Annotated in this window: 18 protein-coding genes; 12 read left to right on the forward strand and 6 right to left on the reverse strand. The window is 31.7% G+C overall.

All coding sequences use genetic code 11. The features are described from left to right. Window positions 1-212 precede the first annotated feature (212 nt). The 3 genes from metK to DG435_RS21395 all read left to right on the forward strand — a co-directional run bounded on the left by metK (window position 213) and on the right by DG435_RS21395 (window position 2,917). Entirely contained in the window at window positions 213-1,469 is a 1,257-nt protein-coding gene (gene metK / locus DG435_RS21385; RefSeq protein WP_106791427.1) for a methionine adenosyltransferase, read from the forward strand. A gap of 213 nt (window positions 1,470-1,682) precedes the next feature. Further along, the gene (locus DG435_RS21390; protein ID WP_159025465.1) at window positions 1,683-2,048 is read left to right on the forward strand and encodes a hypothetical protein; all 366 of its coding nucleotides are present in this window, start codon (window positions 1,683-1,685) and stop codon (window positions 2,046-2,048) included. A 515-nt stretch (window positions 2,049-2,563) separates the two neighbouring features. Then, entirely contained in the window at window positions 2,564-2,917 is a 354-nt protein-coding gene (locus DG435_RS21395; protein ID WP_159025464.1) for a hypothetical protein, read from the forward strand. A gap of 79 nt (window positions 2,918-2,996) precedes the next feature. Here the strand turns inward: DG435_RS21395 and DG435_RS21400 are convergent, their stop codons facing one another. Continuing rightward, window positions 2,997-3,419, reverse strand: a complete 423-nt coding sequence (locus DG435_RS21400; protein ID WP_106791424.1) for a DoxX family protein — start codon at window positions 3,417-3,419, stop codon at window positions 2,997-2,999. A 90-nt stretch (window positions 3,420-3,509) separates the two neighbouring features. After that, complete coding sequence (locus DG435_RS21405) at window positions 3,510-4,694, reverse strand: heparan-alpha-glucosaminide N-acetyltransferase domain-containing protein (RefSeq protein ID WP_106791423.1); 1,185 nt, start codon at window positions 4,692-4,694, stop codon at window positions 3,510-3,512. A gap of 296 nt (window positions 4,695-4,990) precedes the next feature. On the opposite strand from DG435_RS21405, the gene DG435_RS21410 reads away from it, so the two are divergent. Both DG435_RS21410 and DG435_RS21415 read left to right on the forward strand, forming a co-directional pair. Beyond that, complete coding sequence (locus tag DG435_RS21410) at window positions 4,991-5,371, forward strand: DoxX family membrane protein (protein ID WP_106791422.1); 381 nt, start codon at window positions 4,991-4,993, stop codon at window positions 5,369-5,371. A 169-nt stretch (window positions 5,372-5,540) separates the two neighbouring features. Continuing rightward, window positions 5,541-5,882, forward strand: coding sequence for a hypothetical protein (locus DG435_RS21415; protein ID WP_106791421.1), 342 nt, complete (start codon window positions 5,541-5,543; stop codon window positions 5,880-5,882). A gap of 79 nt (window positions 5,883-5,961) precedes the next feature. Here the strand turns inward: DG435_RS21415 and DG435_RS21420 are convergent, their stop codons facing one another. The 3 genes from DG435_RS21420 to DG435_RS21430 form a co-directional block, all read right to left on the reverse strand. After that, window positions 5,962-6,480, reverse strand: a complete 519-nt coding sequence (locus DG435_RS21420; protein ID WP_106791420.1) for a DUF302 domain-containing protein — start codon at window positions 6,478-6,480, stop codon at window positions 5,962-5,964. 51 nt (window positions 6,481-6,531) lie between these two features. Then, complete coding sequence (locus DG435_RS21425) at window positions 6,532-9,276, reverse strand: carboxypeptidase-like regulatory domain-containing protein (protein ID WP_106791511.1); 2,745 nt, start codon at window positions 9,274-9,276, stop codon at window positions 6,532-6,534. Between the two features lie 109 nt (window positions 9,277-9,385). Continuing rightward, window positions 9,386-10,213, reverse strand: coding sequence for a GLPGLI family protein (locus tag DG435_RS21430; RefSeq protein ID WP_106791510.1), 828 nt, complete (start codon window positions 10,211-10,213; stop codon window positions 9,386-9,388). 154 nt (window positions 10,214-10,367) lie between these two features. On the opposite strand from DG435_RS21430, the gene DG435_RS21435 reads away from it, so the two are divergent. The 4 genes from DG435_RS21435 (at window position 10,368) to DG435_RS21450 (ending at window position 13,970) form a co-directional block, all read left to right on the forward strand. Continuing rightward, complete coding sequence (locus DG435_RS21435; RefSeq protein ID WP_106791419.1) at window positions 10,368-11,840, forward strand: sensor histidine kinase KdpD; 1,473 nt, start codon at window positions 10,368-10,370, stop codon at window positions 11,838-11,840. Beyond that, window positions 11,833-12,513 carry a response regulator transcription factor gene (locus DG435_RS21440; protein WP_106791418.1) on the forward strand — a complete coding sequence of 227 codons (681 nt, stop codon included), beginning with the start codon at window positions 11,833-11,835 and terminating at the stop codon, window positions 12,511-12,513. The genes DG435_RS21435 and DG435_RS21440 overlap by 8 nt, the downstream gene beginning before the upstream one ends. 172 nt (window positions 12,514-12,685) lie before the next feature. Continuing rightward, a complete protein-coding gene (locus tag DG435_RS21445) occupies window positions 12,686-13,300 on the forward strand; it encodes a deoxynucleoside kinase (RefSeq protein WP_024770627.1) in 615 nt (204 codons plus the stop codon). 13 nt (window positions 13,301-13,313) lie between these two features. Continuing rightward, complete coding sequence (locus tag DG435_RS21450; RefSeq protein WP_106791417.1) at window positions 13,314-13,970, forward strand: DUF2461 domain-containing protein; 657 nt, start codon at window positions 13,314-13,316, stop codon at window positions 13,968-13,970. Window positions 13,971-14,023: 53 nt separating this feature from the next. Here the strand turns inward: DG435_RS21450 and DG435_RS21455 are convergent, their stop codons facing one another. Further along, entirely contained in the window at window positions 14,024-15,265 is a 1,242-nt protein-coding gene (locus DG435_RS21455; protein ID WP_106791416.1) for a 3-deoxy-D-manno-octulosonic acid transferase, read from the reverse strand. A gap of 207 nt (window positions 15,266-15,472) precedes the next feature. Between DG435_RS21455 and DG435_RS21460 the strand changes: the two genes are divergently transcribed. The 3 genes from DG435_RS21460 (at window position 15,473) to DG435_RS21470 (ending at window position 21,576) form a co-directional block, all read left to right on the forward strand. Beyond that, the gene (locus DG435_RS21460; protein WP_106791415.1) at window positions 15,473-17,275 is read left to right on the forward strand and encodes a T9SS type A sorting domain-containing protein; all 1,803 of its coding nucleotides are present in this window, start codon (window positions 15,473-15,475) and stop codon (window positions 17,273-17,275) included. Between the two features lie 110 nt (window positions 17,276-17,385). Then, window positions 17,386-18,531 (forward strand): DegT/DnrJ/EryC1/StrS aminotransferase family protein, encoded by a 1,146-nt coding sequence (locus DG435_RS21465; RefSeq protein WP_106791414.1) that lies wholly within the window; start codon window positions 17,386-17,388, stop codon window positions 18,529-18,531. A gap of 144 nt (window positions 18,532-18,675) precedes the next feature. After that, a complete protein-coding gene (locus DG435_RS21470; RefSeq protein WP_106791413.1) occupies window positions 18,676-21,576 on the forward strand; it encodes a DEAD/DEAH box helicase in 2,901 nt (966 codons plus the stop codon). Window positions 21,577-21,688 lie beyond the last annotated feature (112 nt).

A 21,688-nucleotide genomic window follows, 5' to 3' on the forward strand; every position in this document is an offset into this window, starting at 1 on the left:
AAGAAAATTAATGATACGTTAAATGCTTTTAAGTATTATCATTTTTTTTACCTTTGCCAAAATATTTTTCAGGGAAAGATTTGACTGATTGCAACCCGAATACTGATTTTTTTTTACAGTATAAAAATGCTAAAGCAGTTCGATTAAGATATACTGTCGAGAGCTTCACATTGCAATTACGCCTAAGTATTTTTCCATAAAAACAATAAAGAATGGCATATTTATTTACTTCAGAAAGTGTATCTGAAGGACACCCAGATAAAGTAGCAGATCAAATAAGTGATGCATTATTAGATAACTTTTTAGCTTTTGACGCTGACTCTAAGGTAGCTTGTGAGACACTTGTAACTACTGGTCAGGTTGTACTTGCCGGAGAAGTAAAATCAAAAACATATCTTGATGTACAACATATAGCAAGAGATGTCATTAATACTATTGGATACACCAAAGGTGCATATCAATTTAGCGGTGATTCTTGTGGAGTAATCTCTCTTATTCATGAACAATCACAAGATATAAATCAAGGGGTTGATCGTGAAAATAAAGAAGAGCAAGGTGCTGGTGACCAAGGAATGATGTTTGGATATGCCACCAAAGAAACTGCTAATTACATGCCATTAGCTCTTGATATTTCGCATAAAATATTAATTGAATTGGCCAAACTAAGACGTGAAGGAACAGAAATTCCTTATTTGCGTCCTGATTCTAAAAGTCAGGTAACTATCGAATATAATGATGATAATGTACCTCAACGTATTGTTGCCATCGTTGTATCTACACAGCATGATGATTTTGACAGTAATGATGATGTGATGCTGAGTAAAATAAAAAATGATATCATTTCTATTTTAATACCTAGGGTAGTTGCACAATTACCTAGTTATATTCAACAATTGTTTAATGATCAGATCACATATCACATTAATCCAACTGGAAAATTTGTGATTGGTGGTCCTCATGGAGATACCGGTCTTACCGGAAGAAAAATTATAGTTGACACTTATGGTGGTAAAGGAGCTCACGGTGGAGGTGCTTTTTCGGGTAAAGACCCAAGTAAAGTAGATCGTTCTGCTGCATATGCTTCTAGACATATTGCAAAAAATCTTGTAGCTGCAGGAGTAGCAAACGAAGTATTGGTGCAGGTATCTTATGCAATCGGTGTTGTTGAACCTACTTCTATTTTTGTAGATACTTACGGAAGTAGTTCTCTTGGATTAACAGATGGTGAAATTGCAGAAATAGTAGGTAAAATCTTTGATATGCGTCCAGCTGCCATCGAAAAGCGCCTTAAATTACGTAATCCTATCTATCAGGAAACAGCCGCTTATGGTCATATGGGTAAAGAACCACAAACAATTACTAAGGTTTTTGAAAGTCCATATTCTGGTAAAATTGAAAAGGAAGTAGAGCTATTTACCTGGGAGAAACTTGACTATGTAGAAGCGGTTCAAAAAGCCTTTAAAATATAGCGTTTATCTGGTTTTATAGTTATTCATCGAAAAATTAGGTGAAGCCTTGAAAAAATGAGGTTTTCCCGTATTATGAAATCAAGTATTATCATTACATTTATCCCGTTAACATAATAAGATACAAAACATATCTATTCTGAGGGGAAATAATTTTGATATGTTTTTTAGAATTTTAGTGTATCACTATTGATTAATACATTTAAATTTAGGGAAATGAAATTAAAATTTGCATTTAGCATCGCTTTTTTATTAGTATGTAGCATGTCTTTTGGTCAAGATTTTGAAAATGATCTCACTTCGGTAAAAACCATTGATGACCAAATTCAGGAAGAGCAATATAGTACTGATAAAATTGCCATGACAGATCGTTTGGTAATACAAGCCCCTATAAGAATTAAGGATAAGGATTTTTATAGCAAGAAAGAGTGGCGAAAAATCAAAAAGCAGCTCAAAAAAAATAAAAAGAGAGTTTCTAATGCAAAAAATAGTATCTATGCTTCTAAGGTTATGGATACTATATACATAGATATTCCGACATATAATACTGGTAGTAGTCAATCTCGTTTATCAGGTTGGTAAACTATTATTAGATCGAAAATATTCTAGGAAAAATTATTTTTTTCAATTACCTTATTTCACTTTAATTAACATATAGTTATTTCTATCTTATATAAAATCTGACGTTTTTCACCATTTTGTGAAATAATAAACAGGTCAATTTTCTTGAAAACAGTACTTTTTTCAAGAAAATTGACCTGTTTATTTCATATTTCAAAACAGCTCTCACTCCTTATTATTACTTGATTAGCTCAATATTTTATGTTTTTTATTAGAAAAAAATAAAATAAAAATTTCACTTCATATTTAGAAAAAAATATGAGTAATCACAGTACTTCTCAGCTCCTTTTAGGGGAAAAATCCCTGTACTATATTGCGGTTTTTCCGTAGTCAAAATTGAATTAGTATAACTATCTTAGTAACTGAAGATCAGATGTTTATTTAATATCTAGATTATTAAAATTAATCTTATTTAAACTTTTATAAATAACTTCAATTTTATACTTATGATCACTAACCCCCCAAAATCTAAAAAAATGAAAATGAAAATCGCTATGACTACAGTAGTATTGCTATGTATAACATATTCATCAATAGGACAAAGTAATACAACTGATTTCAAATCTATTACTATCACTAATAATACGCTACAAAAACAGAACCTCTCTTATACTACTAATTCAATAGAAGCAAATGAAAATGTAGCCCAGCGATCAAAAAACACCAATAGATATAGTGAAAAGGAGTGGAAAAAGATAAGAAAGCAAATCCAAAGGAATAAAAAAAGAGTTTCTAAATACAAAAGCAATGTTTATGCTTCAAAAAAAATAGACACTATATACTTAGACATTCCCTCCCATAATGAAAAATCTCGTTTATCGGGATGGTAAAAGAAATAAAAAAACCGCTCTCACCGAGCGGTTTTTTTATTTTTAAAATGTATTAAACTCATATTTCATCTTCACAGCTTCACTGTTGCATTTTTAAATAGTAATCTACAGAATGTTTCCCCGAACCGTAGAACAAGAAAAATACGCATAATAACAAAATTATACTGGCAATAATAAGATTTGCTACGTTCATTTCTCCCATAAAATTAATAAGAACTGCTCCTATTAATAATGGAAGTTGTGCCGTAACTGACCATCGTGTTAGTAGTCCAAAAGAAATAAGTAAACCTCCTATTAAATGTGCTGGAGCTACATAATGAATTATAATCATAGCCCCTGCAAGGTTTTGAACCGGTTTAATAAGATCTACAAGAATCTGGCTATTACTAATAAAATTTATTCCTTTTATGAATAAGAAAACTCCTAAGGCAATTCTTAATAAATCTAACGGATAATACGTATGTGCATTAGCCCATTTGTTTAATGATTTTATTGTTGGCATGACAAAATGAGTATTGATTAGACCACTATAAGGTACTGATTTTTAATGCAATAAAAAAACACTCAACTAACCAATCTATAGATCACAATATTATCGCCTTGTATATCTAATGTTTCGATACGTACGAATAATAGTATTTCTAAACAGCATAAAAGCTTCTGGCACGATAGTTTTCATCTTCTGATTTGTCGAATTAAGCAAATGATATGCTTGAAGCTTCAGTTCTTCTTCATATTTATAATAATACAAAACTGTTGTACATACACCAATTATAAACAATAATGCTCCTATAAAAGCTTGTACCGGCGTTAAACTGTGATAAAAAAAGCGACTAAGCCCCAATCCGAACCAGCTTCCGTAAAGCACAAAAAAGTGAATTATATAGATAGATAGTGTTCTCCCTCCTATTTTGGTTATCATGTGACTTGTAAAATAGTTTTTCATCAAAATAAATACAGAAAAAAGCATACACACATTTCCTAATCTTATAAATAAGAAATTGTTATAAGCTACTGATTTAAAAATACCGACACCTGTTATACTGTATATCATCATTAATATGGCCGAAGAATAAAACACCAATACCACTCCTACAGATAAAAGTGCTATAATGGCACGAGGGTAAAACATTTTCCGTTTTCCGTATTTCAAAAACAAGCTAGCCATAAAACTACCTATACACACATACCCAAACCAGGGTAGTAACGTAAAAATAGATCCATTTCTACTGGTGAAATAATTTGCAACTGTTTTCGGTAAAAACTCTAATATACATCTACCATACATTGGTTGTAGAAGAAAAATAATCACCCCAATACTTAACACTATATTCTGAAACCAAGCTTCATTAATTCGACACAAAATAAGATATACTCCTATCAACAGTAACAATGATGTACCTATACATTGTAATACATCTACATAAAAAAATGAAGGGTTTACTGTTCCTCTAAAAACTTCATAAAAGCTTAATCGCAATAAATATCCCCAAAAAATAACTTTAACGGCACGTTTTACACCTTTTAAAACCCTTGGATTGTCAATTCCTTTTGTGTTTTGCTTTAGTAGCAAATACGTAAAAATAAAGCCTGTTATTGTAAAAAACGTTGGGGCAGTCATTCCTCTAAAATATTCCCATATCGTATACACAAGATTACTTTTATCCCTGTACACATCTCCCAAAAGAGAATGTACAAAATGTCCCTGAAGCATCATAAGAATAGCAAATGCCCGAATTGCATCAAGAAAATGCAATCGACTAGTACGTTTAGTCATTATTGTGGTCTTTGGTTAGGTTGTTCCCAAAAAACGAGTTTTCGGGTTGTATTATTGCTTAAAAAAGCGCAAATCTAGACAATTTTTCCTGGTTTTCGTATTGATTTTAAGGTGTTTATCTCTAAGTCCTTAATATTTGTAGGATTTTACGCAAGACAATAATGCCATAAAGCACCCTATATCGATAGTTTCAAGACTTTAAACCCATAAAATCATTAAAAGCTCGTGCATAACCCGGCAATTTTAAAAAGGTTAATACGTTAAACAATAGTACTAATAACCAAAATCTTCAATCTATGAATACAAAAGTAATTTTAAGAATTAGAATAATTTTTGGCCTAACCATTTTATTTTTTGGATGTAACAAACTATTTTATTTTATGGATCCACCAGCTCCTTCAACCAAAATAGCTATAAGTTTCTTAAAAGTTTTAGTATCCTCTAAAACTATGATGTTGGTGGCTATTGTAGAAATCTGTGCAGGGGTTGCTTTATTAACCAATAAATTTGCTCCCTTAATGATGGTCATTCTAATGAGTGTATCTGTCAATGCATTTTTGTATCACATTAAACTTGATACCGAAAATTGGATAATAGGTGTTGTGTTCTTGGCTCTAAACATTCTTATGCTATATATCTATAGGGATCACTACAAAGAACTCCTAAAAACACAGTAACAAATAGAAATAAAAAAGATGCCAAAACAGGCATCTTTTTTATTTCTATTAAAGCATTACTTAATTGGTAAGCATAAACTATATAAAACAAATCCTATACTTCACATAAAAAAAGTCAAGTTTTGGCATCTTTATTGGTATCTTTTTCAATAAATAAAAGTCATACTTTATGAAAACTGATACCTATACCAAGTCTATAATTACGATTATTGCTATTTGTCTCGTTATTATTGTAATAAGAGATATTGATATTATTCCAAAAGCACACGCAAACAATGTCCCCACTACAAACTATGGGCTACTCCCTATTAATGATGATGGATCTATAACGGTTCGATTAAGCAATACTGATGAGATCGATGTAAATATTAAAAATATAGATACTTATGATAAACTTAAAATAGATCTTAACAGTATCAGCACACAAGACGAATTGGATATTAATATTGATGAAATAGGAGGAAGTTATGTATCCAGTGGTGGACCAATCAAGGTAAAACTACAAAATTAGCCTCCAGAAATAAAATAGTATTCATTTCTGGAGACATCTATATTGAATATTGGGCTAACTCAAGTATCGTAATAAATTATTATGCTCCTGTGGCTCCTTTTGAAAGATTATCTAAGGCTTTAGAAATGATTGCAAAGACATCATCTTTACCAATAATCTCATGACGAAGTTTTAAAAACTCAGGATCATTGTATGAAACATTGACAACACCTTCATCATCTTGCCATATTAGAATCTTTTGCGGAAGGTCTAATCCTGTAATTTGCGAATTCTGCATCAAAGGAGTTCCTAACTTAGGATTACCAAACATAATCACTCGGGTTGGATTCAATTCTAAATCTACTGATGCTGCATTAGCCTGATGGTCTAATTGTGCTATAATCTTTAGATTAGGATTATTGGTTATGATTTCTACTAATGTGTTATAAGTATCCTCAAAACTTTTAGAGCTTATTTTTGTGATTACACCTTTTGTTTTGGTAATTTCCATTTCTTTTTGTGAATTCGTTTGTACATCTTTGGACGTATCATTTTGATTTTGATTACATGATATCATCACTATTAGCAATAAAACCCCCAATATTTTATATGTTGTCATTATAGTTTTTTTTAGGCTGTGCCTGATTAGTCGTAACAATCTACTCTATAATTACAGATTATATTTTATACTTAAAATCCAGTAACGAGGTTGAACTACATAACTCGAAGTACTACTATACAACTCATTAAAACTATCTCTATTAATACTTTTGGTATCCAATACATTAGTTACAGAAAATTTATATTCCCACTTACTGTCTGGTTTTTGATAAAATAAATCTGCATCCCAGAAGCTATATTCGTTTAATGTAGTTTCTGTATTACGATACTCATAATAATTATAAGATGACTTTAATAAAAAACCTTTAGCAAAAGACCAATCTAGTCGAGCAAATGGTTGACTAGTATAAAATATGTTTTCGGCTCCATTATTATCATAATCATTGACCGTAAGACTGTATCCTAAATCAAAATTAGGTCCTTTTTTAAAATTTGTTGACCATTCTGTCTTATAAGTCTGGGTAAGACTTATACTTTCACTGGGCAAGGTATTCACAATGGTATTGAAAGCAGATCGGTTTATATTTACATTTAACCCTCCTTTTATTTTTCCAAATGTTCGACTAATACTTCCGTTGGCTGAAAAAATTTGATCTGCAACATTAGAATTTATAGGTGTATCTACCCTATTTATACCTGTAATCATACTAGTGTTTTTAATAGGATTACGTCGGTTACTATATGTTAATTGAGCAAAAATATTAGTGTAACTAAACATATTAAAATTGAAATAGTTTATGGAATAATTATCATACAATGAATTTTCCAGGTTTCGGTTTCCCTGAAATAATGAATTATAATTATTAAACACATAACCAGCTGCTAAACGATTAACATCGGTATACTCTGCGGTTATCGAATAATTAAACCGTAGACTTTCACTTTGTCTTAATTGAGCTAAAACAAAAAGATCTGGTAAAACCTGCCATTCGTTCTGGGTTATTTTAGTACCTAATTGTTGATCTTTTAAATCATAATTATGCACACTCACCCCTGGGTTAAACGTAAAAATTCCTTTAATAAACTTATAATGCAAGCCAACATATACATCATTGAAATTATATTTCACCTCATTACTAAATTCATCAGCCTCAAAGTTATTCTGGTTTCCATTATCCAAAATCTGAAAAATACTTGAATCAAAATTTTGAGTACTTAGTGTACTTCCGAACGTAAGATTGAGGTTACTCTTTTTGTTAATCACATAATAGTAATCCAGTTTCGCATCCAATTTACTGGTTTTTACCTCTTTTTTTTGATTGATACTATAGCTTTCAGATTCCTCTAATGGATCAAAAATGTCTGAACCTGGAAGTAAAGGGTCATTTATTTGTGTAAAAACACCTCTAAATGGAATTTCTGCTCGTATTGCATTATAAAAAGGATCTTCTTCTTGAAATAAATGCCGTGCTTCTAAAGAGAAAATATGTTTTGTATTTAATGTATAGTAAGCATTCATATTTTGTTGTATAGAAAATGGAGAGTTTTCAAGTCTCTCATTTATATCTTCAGAAACAGTCGATCTTGTAGATAAGAAAGCATCTTCTTCTTTTTGTTCAGAAAGTTTTCCGAGAATATCATAATCTAATCTGAAACTGCTACTAGGTCTATAACTTGCATTTAGTTTTAATAATCCCAACGTACTTCGCTGCATAGTATTATCAAAAGTTTCTTCAATTGTATTATCTGTAGGATCCTGGGTATCATCAACATAAACTTTTCGGGTATTGGTTATTAAATCTACTTTGTTATCACTCGCAATTCCATAACCACTAATATCCAATTTCTTATTGACCATAAGATTAAAGTTAGCTGCACCAAATTTGGTATTAATCTCATTGGCTCGATTATTTTGTAATGTAGCAAATGCAAGATCATCTGTAGAAATGCTAAAAGATGTACCTCCACTCCCTAAATTTCTAAAACCTCCTGTAAAATTAAAGTAATCCCTCATTGTAAAAGGAACTTCACCAATATCATTAATATCAGTAAGAACATTAACACTGTATTTTGGGCTATAATAAAACAGCTTAGGTTTTACTATATAACGCTCTGTCTCTCCCACTCCTGCGCCAGCAGTTATATCACCAAACCAAAAATTTTTCTTACCTTCTTTCAGCTTAATATTAATAGCCACCTGATCTTGCGAATTTCGTAAACCACGCATCTGTCCAACATCATCATAATTTCGTAATACTTCTACCTTATCCAAAGCATCGGCAGGAATATTCTGAGTGGCCAGTTTAGAATCTCCATCAAAAAAATCCTTTCCTTCTACCATCACTTTAGAAACCGTTTTGCCTTCGACTTCAATTTCACCATCTTCATTAACCTCAACTCCCGGTAGTTTTTCTAATACATCTCCCAATTTTTTTTCTGTACCATTGACAAAAGAATCAGTATTGTAGACTAAGGTATCTCCTTTTACCACTACTGGCATCTCATAAACAATTTCTACTTCATCCAGACTATTTTCTTCAGACCTCATCTCAAAATCAATAACTTCATCATTGGTAGATATAGTAATTGATTTTGTTTCTGCTGTAAGACCAATAAAACTTACTTTCAATATGTATGTTTCATTCGCAGGAACCGAAATTTTATATTTACCCTTATCATTCGTTATTCCGTAGCTGGCCATCGCATTATCCAGTTTCTTATACGCAATCACATTAGCCATTGATATAGGGCTGCCTAATGAATCTTTGACAAAACCTGTGATTTGTACTTTTTGGGCAGTAGATGCCAAGGTTACCCCAAAGAGGAAAACCAATAATCCTAGTTTTTTGTACATTTTATAATGATTTTTATCTATTTCTACAACAAAAGTCATAGAAGCAGTAACTCTTAATGAAGAGGGGAGTTACTGCTATATAATTGTTTTTTTAGATAGAATATCAATTTTATCCTCCGATTCGTATTTCGAAATTACCACCGTTTCCTCGTGTATTCATTCTATCTCTCATTTCTTTCATTTTCTTTTCCATTATTTTTTCAAACTTTTCTTCTGTAACAACCTTTCCCTTTGTAGGCTCTTTGATATCAATTTCCTTTTTTGGATTCAACACCAATTTAGTACTCAGTATACTTTGATCCCCATCATTGATTTCTAATATCAGACCGGGAAGTCCCCAATAATTTCCTGGTCCGTTAGAGATTGGAATCTCTGGGGTATACCAGGCTGTAATCGTAATTTCCTCTTCTTCAGGCTCTGTCATTTCTTCTTCTTCATTATCGGTACTAATCGTCATACTTCGCATGCGTTGTCCCATTCGTTTTGCTGTTGCTTTATAACAAGTATACTTCCCTATTTTTTTTGTTTCATCTTCAAGTTTCCAATCTAATTTTTCTAAATTATCTTTTACCAGAAATAGCTTACCCATCATATCTTGTTTCCTGGCAAAACGTTTTTCTTTAATATTTTTATACAAAATATTAGATGCTCCCGATCCTGCAACTACAATTTGCACTCCCGAAGCTGGTTGTGGTGCCCCCAGATTTTCTTCTTCTCTATATACTGATTCTGTAGTATTAAAATTCAACCTAAATTCTTTTTGAAATTGCTTTTTCAGCATTTCCTGAAGCTGTTTTTGCATATCAGCATTCATTTTAGAATCTTCCATATTAAGATCCATCTTTCTATTCGTCTTATACGTTACAATGCCTTGAAAGTCCTGTGCAAACAAGCTTTCAATCATAAAAAGTAATATCAATATCATAATTCGTATCATAGCTATTATTTTTGATGAAGTGCTTAAACTTTTTTCAATCACTTCGATTAATATGTTACAAATATGAAAACTGAATCCTAACCAGAAGGTTAACCAATGTTAACGTGTGTTAACCGATTGGTTTTATATAAGATAAGAACCTTACTTTTGAAGTATGCGAAAAGGAAGTTACAAGAATATATTATATTTTATCACCGCTGTAATTGTAATTACACTGGGTATACAAGTGTATTGGAATTATAAGAACTATCAAATCGGAAAACAACAATTAATTAATGAAGTACAGATCAGTTTAGACAATGCCGTAAATCAATATTATACTAAACTTGCTGAAGAAAATACAATAGGATTTGTTTCAGATTCTACCAACCTTAAAAATTTCTTAGAAAAAGGAGATTTCAAAATATTATTAAAGAAAATAGATTCTGATACCATAAATTTTAAAAGATTCCAGATTCCGGATAGTATAGATATGACTAGTATATCCATACTTAATGAAGGTGAGCATAAACATAGAAGGAGCAGTAGAAACATATCTGTAACTACTAATAGACTTAATGATAGTACAAATCAAAATAACATATTTGAACAACTGACATCTAAAATTGTAGTTTCGATTACTCAAGATTCACTTCAACTTAAAAAAATAGATTCTTTAGTACAGCAAGAATTTTTACGTAAAAAAATTGCCGTAGATTTTGGACTAAAGTTCAACGATACTTTAGGAGAAAAAAAAGAAACTAAAAGTGACATTGTTAAATCTGCTATTCTAAGCACTTCTTCAAAATCACTATATCTACCAAAAACAAGTTCATTACAATTATTTTTTACTAATGAAAAACTAGTCATATTTAAGAAAAATCTGATCAGTATTACTCTCTCGTTTTTATTAGTAAGTGCCGTGATTGCATGTCTTTTATTTTTACTAAGAATCATTAATCATCAAAAACACCTGGCCTCGCTTAAAAATGACTTAATAAGTAATATAACTCACGAATTTAAAACCCCTATTGCTACTATAAGTGCTGCTCTGGAAGGTATTCAAAATTTTAACCAGGAAAACGATCAGAAAAAGACAAAAAAGTATATCGAAATGTCTTCTGGTCAATTAAACAAGCTTAATACCATGGTCGAAAAAATCCTGGAAACCGCTACATTAGACAGCGATGAATTACAATTAAACCTGGAGGAAATAAATTTAGTACCGCTAATTCAAACCATTGCAGAAAAGCACAAAGTAAATTCGCCTCTAAAAAATATAACCTTTACCAGTTCTCATGAAAATATTAAGAGAAAAATCGATGTGTTTCATTTTGAAAATGCAATAAATAATATTATTGATAATGCCATTAAATATGGAGGGAACATAGTAGGTATTAGTATTACAAATACAGATTCACACAGTATCATAGAAATTAGAGATAATGGTACAGAATTAACCAAAGCTCATAAAGAGAAAATATTCGAAAAATTCTATCGTGTCCCCAAAGGAAATACGCATGATATTAAAGGTTTTGGTATCGGTCTTTTTTATACCAAGACTATAGTCGAAAAACATAAAGGAGCCATACAATTATCATTAGATCAAGGGCTAACAAATTTCAAAATCACTTTACCTAATGACTGATACAATCGAAATACTACTTGCAGAAGATGAACCCTCTTTAGGTCAAATTATTAAAGAGAGCCTGGAAACCAGAAACTTTAAAGTACATCTGGCCAAAAATGGTGAAGAAGCCTATAATTTATATAAATCTGTAAAGCCAAAATTACTTGTTCTGGATGTTATGATGCCTAAAAAAGATGGTTTTACTCTGGCTAAAGAAATTCGACAAGAAGACAACACCATTCCTATTATATTTCTTACCGCTAAGTCTCAAACACAAGATGTCGTAGAAGGATTTACTATTGGAGGTAATGATTATCTAAAAAAACCCTTTAGCATGGAAGAATTAATTGTAAGAATCAATAATTTACTTCACCGCATTACATTGCAACAGAGTGCAGAAGTTATTAGTATTGGTCAATACACTTTTGATTTCCCTAAACAATTACTTACTTATAAAGAAGAAACACTACAACTCACCCATAGAGAAGCTCATTTGTTATTTCACCTTATTAAAAACAAAAATCAAGTACTGGATCGTTCAGTAATTCTTAAAAAACTTTGGGGTGATGATGATTTTTTTAGTGGTAGAAGTATGGATGTATTTATCACTAAACTTCGCAAAAAACTAAAACAAGATGAATCCATCCAAATTATTAATGTAAGAGGATATGGATATAAACTAGTATGCTAAAATCAATTTTTGTGCGTTACTTATATTGATTAAACGAGCACTTAAGTTTCTAAAATATGCATCTTACCGAAATTCTTTTCTATCCCTTTTATGTTCGTCATAAAATCCACTATATTTACGCCCACACTTTAACGTACATTTTTACAAAACACCTCAAGAAAAACAATCAACTATGCATATAGCAATAGCTGGAAATATCGGAGCCGGAAAAACTACATTGACCCGATTACTTGCTAAACATTATAAATGGGAAGCTCATTTTGAAGATGTATTAGAGAACCCTTATCTAGAGGATTTTTATAATAAAATGGAGCGTTGGTCTTTTAACCTTCAGATTTATTTTCTTAATAGTCGTTTTAGACAAATATTAGATATTCGCGAAAGTGGAAAAGATATTATTCAGGATAGAACGATCTACGAGGATGCCTATATTTTTGCCCCAAACTTACATGCAATGGGGCTTATGACCAATCGTGATTTTGAAAACTACAGATCTCTTTTTGATCTTATGGAAAATGTAGTCGAAGGTCCTGATTTATTGATTTATCTTAGAAGTAGTATTCCTAATCTCGTAAATCAGATTCATAAACGTGGACGTGAATATGAAAATACAATTAGTATTGATTATCTAAGCAGGCTTAATGAACGATATGAAGCTTGGGCACATGATTATGATAAAGGCAATCTTCTTATTGTGGATGTAGACAATATTAATTTTGTGGATAATCCAGAAGATCTGGGGAACATTATAAACCGTATTGATGCCGAACTAAACGGGTTATTTTAATCTTTGAATCAAGATGGATTTTAATGCACTCTTTCAATTTTTACAAGGTTTACAGGCCAATAATCATAAAGAATGGATGGATGCTAATAGAAAACAGTATCAAATTGTTCGTAATTCATTCATACAATGGTTAGATGAATTGGATGTGAAATTAGCTGCAATCGACCCCAATTATTATCATACATCAGGTAAAAAAGGTATTAATCGTATTAATAATAATTTACTTTTTCACCCAAATAAACCGGTTTATAAAGATCATTTTGCTGCAGGATTGGATCAACGTACCAAACAAGGTGATTTTTATATCCAAATTGGGATTAACGAATGCGAATTGGCTGGTGGTTATTGGAGGCCAGAGAACAAAATGCTTAACAGTATTCGAGAAGCGATTGATTACAATGGTGAAGAACTAGTTAAGATTTTGAACAAAAAAAGTTTCAAACACACTTTCGGAGGAATGTACTTAGATAAGGATAAACTAAAAACTACTCCCAAAGGCTACCCTTCTGATCATGAATATATCGATCTGCTGCGTCATAGAACATTTGCTGTAATCCATCCCATAACTAAAGAAGATATCCTTAGAGAAGATTTTATGAATAAGGTGATTACTGTGTATAAAGAAATGCTTCCGTTTAGGCGGTACTTTAATCAGGCTGTTACCGTATAGCTGTTAAAAGTAAAAATCAACATGGTACTTTGTTGTTTTTACCAGTTTTTATTCTAATTAATTTTCTTAATTAAATATGCCATAATCATTGCCGTAGCCCCAGTATTACTATTGATAAAGTGACCAGAAATCATTCCTGTTTTTTCTCTAAACTTTTTATCCTCGACAAGCTTATTTAGTACCTGGTCAAATTCATCTGCACTTGAAACCGAAAATAGCCCAGCCAATTTTTGAAGCTGCTTGGCCTCTCTAAATTTTTCGAAATTTTTACCAATAACAATAGGGATTCCAAAAGTTGCTGGTTCTAAAATATTATGTAATCCTCCCGTTCCCATAGCTCCGCCTACATACGCAACATCACCATAACTATATATTCGGGATAAATACCCAATAGTATTCATTATAAACACCTGCTGATCTTTCAGCACTATTCCTTCTTTTTCAGAATATAAAACGGTTTTCTTTTTAATCTTTTGTTTTAATGCATTTGTACTACTATCTTTTATTTCGTGAGGAGCAATAATAAAACAAACTTCATCCGAAGCACGGTTTATATACTCCATAAAAATTTCTTCATCTTCTGGCCATGAACTCCCCATCACTATACAAAGTCGTTCATTAATAAATTCTGAAATAAAATCAACATGGTTATCCATTTCAATTTGGTGTGACACACGATCAAAACGTGTATCTCCACTCAAAGTAACATTAGTAAAACCTTGCTTTTCTATTAGCGTTTGGGATATTTTATCCTGAACAAAAAAGTGATCTACGGTCTGCAAAGCTTTTCTCATAAAACCACCATACCATTTAAAAAATGCCTGATCTTCTCTAAATGCAGCAGATATAAACACTGCTGGAATGTTTCTGCTTTGTAGTACTTTTAAGTAATTAGGCCAAAATTCATATTTTACAAAGACAGCCAGTTCAGGTTTTACAAGCTGAATAAACCGAATAGTATTTGCATTTGTATCCATAGGCAGATACACTATAATATCAGCCAAAGTGCTATTTTTTTTGGCTTCGTAACCTGAAGGGGAAAAAAAAGTGACTACTATTTTATGAGTAGGATACTTTTTCTTTAGCGCCTCTATTACAGGAACACCTTGCTCGTATTCTCCCAAAGATGCACAATGAAACCAGATAATACGATCTTGAGCAGGAAAATATTTCTCAAGAGTTTCAAAAACTGTTTTCCTTCCGTTAGCAAACAATTTGAGTTTAGGGCTTAACAAACCTATTATAGGAAGTACCCCATTAAATATTGCAATAAAGATGTTATATAAAATGCCCAAGAATGATAATTTTTATGAATTGCTAAAATACATTTCTTCCTATTAAAAAAGGTAATTATCCATCACAAAAACCTTATTCTAAGGGTTAAGGCAAATGCATTAATATTTAATTTAAAGTGAATAAAACTTAACAAAATGATCTTTTTTACAAAAGAAAAGCAACAAAATAGTTAAATTAACATCAACTATTACACAAACTCTATATTTATGAAATTAAAACTTACTTTAATTGCATTATTTTCATGTGCAATATTATGTTCTCAAAACTTTGACGAAGTACAGCTTCCTAAACCAGACAAGGTATCTCCCTTTTTTATTGGCCCCTTGTTTAAATCCACAATTCATTATGGCGCCACTCCTCCTAATTACAATGGAAAAATAATCCTTTTTAACCATGGTTATATAGATCTTAATCAATCTCAGTTTCTGTTTAATAATTCCTTTTATCAAGAAACATACAATGAAGGATATCAAGCAGTTTTTGTTGCCACTACCAGAGGTGGAGGAATCTGGATAAACGGAAAATTATTAGCAGAATCTATTGATATTGTTACCCAAAAATTTAATGTAAATCAGGTATATCTGGTTGGACATAGTAATGGTGGCAAAGCTTCAGAAGCAGCAATGTTCACTTATAAAAAAAAGGATAAAGTAGCATTGGCTTTTGCTCTTGGAACTCCTTTTTGGGGAACATATCTGGCAGATATTTCTCAGATGCCCTGGTTAAACTGGGCATGGAAACTTACTGGATTAAATGAAGGAGCACAAACCTCGACTACATATTATTGTAGAGATGTAGTACGACCATATCTGGATAATCATCCGGATAACGAACCAGAAAAGTTTATTGTATTGGGAGCTTCTGGTTTTTATAAAGGATCTACCATTGCTGCTCCAGCTTTTTTACTAACGGGAGGGTTTCTATTCCCAATTCAAGGAGCTAATGATGGAGTAGCACCGTATAAAAGCACACTTAGACCTGGTGCAGAATATGTCTTCAGAAAAAATGATCCCAGAGCAATTATTGATCACCTTGATATTAGTTTTGGGCAGTTTAGTTGGTCTTATATAAAATCTTATATCGAAAATCGTTCTCTAAAAAGTGCTATTGTACCCGATAGTAAATTCGATAACTCCAAAATAAAAAGTAACTATTATATTATTTATTCTGAAAATGAATATGATCAAATACTACTGGATAAGGGTTCTAGTTACGCGGTAGCCGAAGTTATACATGAAAATCCAACTGCTAGTTTTGAAGTTTTTGATAAAAACCTTCAAAAATTGAATATTCGCAAAAGCTCTAGCCATGAAAATCATAAAACCATTATTCCTATTTCCGAAAATAATACAACCTTAAAAAGTAATTCTCGATTTACGGCATTTATCAAACAAAACAGTGGAATATTAATGTCTCTAGAGCAACTTTCTATGAGTAGGTATCCAATACTAAAAGTTGATTTATACTCGGATAAAAAAGATTCTGAATTATTTTTAAACACTCAAGTTCATGGTGTAATACTCAAAACTTCAGAAATAGATGGTACACCAGTACAAAGTGATCCCGAGATGATTACATTTAATGAGAATGACCATAGCTTCTATTTTAACACTAAAAATCTAGAAAAAGGAGTGTATAGTTTATTTCTGAATTCAGAAAATAAAAATAATTTCAGAAGAAGTATTATTTCTGGATTTGTAGTTGGAGATGTTGAAAACAGTTTAAATGAGATCGAGGATGAGAGTCACATATATAAATCCGAAAAAGCAATTTGGATAACACCAAATTCAGTCAAAAATCAAGCATTTTTATCTGTTCGGGGGCATGTTTTACCAGATCCATTTTCTATAAAAATATACGATATCACAGGAAAAGAAATTAAGAATTTCAGTATTCGAACAAATCAAAATTCACAATATCATATTTCAGAAAAACTGAAAACATTACACAGCGGCGTTTATTTTCTTAATATTCAAGGTTTTAAATCTATTAAATTTATTAAAGAATAAATTCATGCTCATATATTGTTTATCGTTAATAAAAATTATATCAAAACCTTGTATCGCATTGGCAATAGCATCAATATTTTGTACTTTCGTAAGGTTACAATAAAACATTTATGAAGAAGATACAAATGGTTGACCTTAAGGGTCAATATCAACAAATCAAAGAACACATAGATTCATCTGTTCTCGACGTTATACAATCTACAGCTTTTATTAATGGCCCAGAAGTACATAGTTTTCAAAAAGAACTAGAAGATTATCTAGGTGTAAAACATGTTATCCCTTGTGCTAATGGTACAGATGCATTACAGATTGCAATGATGGGATTAGGCCTTCAACCTGGTGATGAAGTAATTACTGCAGATTTTACTTTTGCTGCAACAGTAGAAGTAATTGCATTGCTACAACTTACTCCTGTTCTGGTAGATGTTGAACCTGATTCTTTTAATATTGATCCCGAAGCCATTAAAAAAGCAATTACTCCAAAAACGAAGGCTATTGTACCTGTACACCTATTTGGGCAATCTGCCAATATGGATGCTATTATGGCTATTGCCAAAGAACATGATTTATATGTAATTGAAGATAATGCTCAAGGTATTGGAGGAAGTTATCATTCTAAAGATGGGGGTACTTCAAAATCCGGAACCATAGGTCATGTAGCGTCTACCTCTTTTTTCCCTTCTAAAAACCTAGGATGTTATGGAGATGGTGGTGCTATCTTTACTAATGATGATGATCTGGCTCATACCTTACGTGGAGTAGTAAATCATGGAATGTATAAAAGATATCATCATGATGTTGTGGGTGTAAATTCTCGTTTAGACTCTATACAAGCAGCAGTGTTAAGAATAAAACTTCCTAATTTGGATCACTATAATAATGCCCGACGGGAAGCAGCAAAAAAATATACTGCGGCTTTTGCCGATCAGGAGCATATTATTACTCCAACTATTATTGACAAAGAAGACACACATGTGTTTCATCAATATACGCTTAGAGTGGTCGATATAGATCGTGATGCTCTGGCTAAACATTTAAATGATAATGGAATTCCTTGTGGCGTTTATTACCCTATCCCTCTGCACAGTCAAAAAGCATATCAGGATGAACGCTATAATGAAACTGATTTCCCTATAACTAATCAGTTGGTAAAAGAAGTTATTTCTTTGCCAATGCATACAGAATTGGATGATGAACAAATTGATTTTATCACCAAAACGGTTATTGATTTTGTAGGCAAATCTGTAACAATCTAAAGCATTAAAAAAATATAAGACGAAGTCAAAAAACATTAAAGAAAAATTTCTTTAATGTTTTTTTGGCTTTGTTTGAAATAATAGAAGAAAAAGAAATCTATCTTCTAAAAATCTAATTTAATCTCTTAAACTTATTCCTTTTTCATGGATTCCCTTTGCATTTGTTATAACCTTGTTGATCACAGTCTTTCTAAAATTCCCCTTTTACCAGAAGCATATGTTGTACCAATAACGAATGGCCATCTTGGCTATGTAGAAAAACAAGCAACCCCCGAAACTTTAGAAAGCTACGAAATCACATTTCATGACACTCCTCATGAGCAATTACTAGAGATATGCTCATCCTTAAAAATCAAAGCATTAGAACAACAATTTATGCCTGTAAAAAGGAGAAAAAGCTTAACCTTTTCAGAGGTATTAAAAGATCCAAAAATAAACGAAGTTGTACTTGATTATATAAGTAAAAAATTATCTGTTTTCTATTCCTTGATTGTTTCGCATCAATATGCAATAACTATTAATGCCCAGAGAAAAGATCCTTTCGAAAACCATAAATTATCAATTGGCAATACTACACTAAAGCCTATTCTCGAATTCACTAAGATAGATGAAGGCATTGAATATGCTTTTTCTCTAAAAAACAAAGACGCTCTCATTATTCCTAAAAATAATGATATCCAAATATTACTTAACGAGCCTTCGTGGATTATAGTAGATAAATACTTATACCAAATTGAAAATCTAAATGCCAATAAATTAAAACCTTTTTTTGATAAAGAAAAAATTACCATTGCACGTAAGCATATCAAAATTTACTTAGAAAAAGTAATCATACCTATAATCAAAAATGTAGATGTTATAACCCATGGTTTTGATATTATTACACATAAAAATATAGCATCATATGGAATAGAAATTATCCAGGATTTTATTCAGAACACTTATGTAATTAAGGTTATTTTTGAATATAACACTATTCGTTTTGATTATAATAGTACAAAAACTACAGTTTCTAATGTACGTTTCGAAAATGATGATCAAATTCAAATTATTCAAACCAAACGCAATCCAGAAGCAGAACAAGAAATCATTAACCTACTAACATCCAAAGGACTACAGGTAAACAATAATTTATTACTAGAGACTAAAGCCTCTGATGATCCTTTTGAAATTCTAAATTGGTTAAAATTGAACAAAGCCCAATTAGAAGCAGATGGTTTTGAGATAAAACTACCTTTATTAGACGAGAGAACAATTAATCTTGCTCCACATACTATTGAGATCGGTAGTCAACAAGAGAATGATTGGTTTGATATTAAAGGAGTTGTTACTATAGGGAATCACGAAATTCCTTTTTCAAAATTTGTAACATATATCAAGCAAAACAATCGTTTTTTTCCAATTGATGAGGATCAGGTTTTTATTATCCCTAACGAATGGATGACACGATATAAAAAACTTGTAGATTTTGGTCAGATACAAGATAAAAGTGTACGTATCACCAAAAGTAACTACATCCTGTTAAAAGATATTATTCCACCAGAAGAAATTAGTATAGAAGACTCTACCAGTCATCTTTATGAACCATCACCTAAACTTAAAGCAACATTACGCCCTTATCAGGAAGAAGGAGTGCAATGGCTGGTCAATCATCATTACAATAAATTAGGTGCCTGCTTAGCAGATGATATGGGGTTAGGAAAAACCTTGCAAACTATTGCGATGCTGGTTTATGCAAAAGAACGACTAGAGCCTATAGATAAAAAGCTTGAAAAAATTCGGTTAGACTTATTTATCGACCCTCTAGAGGTAAAAACCTATCTCAAAGCTTTGATCGTACTCCCCTCTTCTCTGGTATTTAATTGGGCACAGGAGATATTAAAGTTTGCTCCGCATCTCAATATTGTTAAATATACAGGTCCTGATCGTAAAAAAATCACTCCGTACCTAGAGACCTACGATGTTATTCTCACGACTTATACTACAGTATCAAAGGATATCGCTGCTTTAGAAAAGGTAAATTTCACCTATCTAATCACAGACGAGAGTCAACAGATCAAAAACAAAGAATCTAAAATATTTCAGGCGATAAATAATATACATACTACCCATAAGATTTCTCTGAGTGGTACACCGATAGAAAATTCATTATCTGATCTTTGGTCTCAGATGGAATTTATTAACCCGGGAATGTTAGGCAGTTATCCATTTTTTAAGGATCGCTTTAAAACTCCGATAGAAAAACATCAAGATCCAGAATGTATCAAAGAGTTAAAAGTGTTAATAGAGCCTTTTATACTAAGAAGAACCAAAGAACAGGTTGCCAAAGATCTTCCCGAATTATCAGAACAGACAATATACACAGAAATGCTTTCTGAACAGGAAAAGCAATACGAATCTCAGAAATCGGCAGCCAGAAATCTATTACTAGGTATTGATTCTGCATCAACAAATAAGATCCATATTCTTAATACACTAACCAAACTTCGCCAGATTGTAAATCATCCTAAACTTGTAGACGATAAAACAAAAGATTTATCAGGAAAATTTCAGGATGTTACTCATTACCTTGACACACTGGTCAAAGCCAACAAAAAAGTGCTCGTATTCAGTTCCTTTGTATCCCATCTTGACTTATACCAGGAATGGTGCTTGGCAAATAACGTATCTTATTTAACATTAACCGGGCAAACTAAGAGTGCTGATCGAGAAGCTATTGTAAATGAGTTTCAGAAAAATGATGATATCAATTTATTTTTCATTTCATTAAAAGCAGGTGGTGTTGGATTAAACCTTACCAAAGCATCTTATGTAGTATTATTAGATCCATGGTGGAATCCATTTATTGAAAAGCAAGCAATTGCCAGAGCTCACCGTATAGGACAAACTAATAATGTGATGGTCACGCGATTTATTACCAAAAATACTATCGAAGAAAAAATACTACAGCTACAAGAAAAGAAAAAAGGTCTATCTGATGAAATTATTGATATTAATGCTATCCCTCAGTACATAGAACAAAATTTAGAAGAGCTACTAAAATAATTTGATACTATTTACAAAAAAACCTAAGGCTTCACAAGTTTTAAAAACCTGTGAGGCCTTAAATCGATTCCCATATTTCTAAAAGAAATCATAATCAACCTCTTAATCACAA

Source organism: Aquimarina sp. Aq78 (assembly GCF_900299525.1).
GTDB lineage: Bacteria > Bacteroidota > Bacteroidia > Flavobacteriales > Flavobacteriaceae > Aquimarina.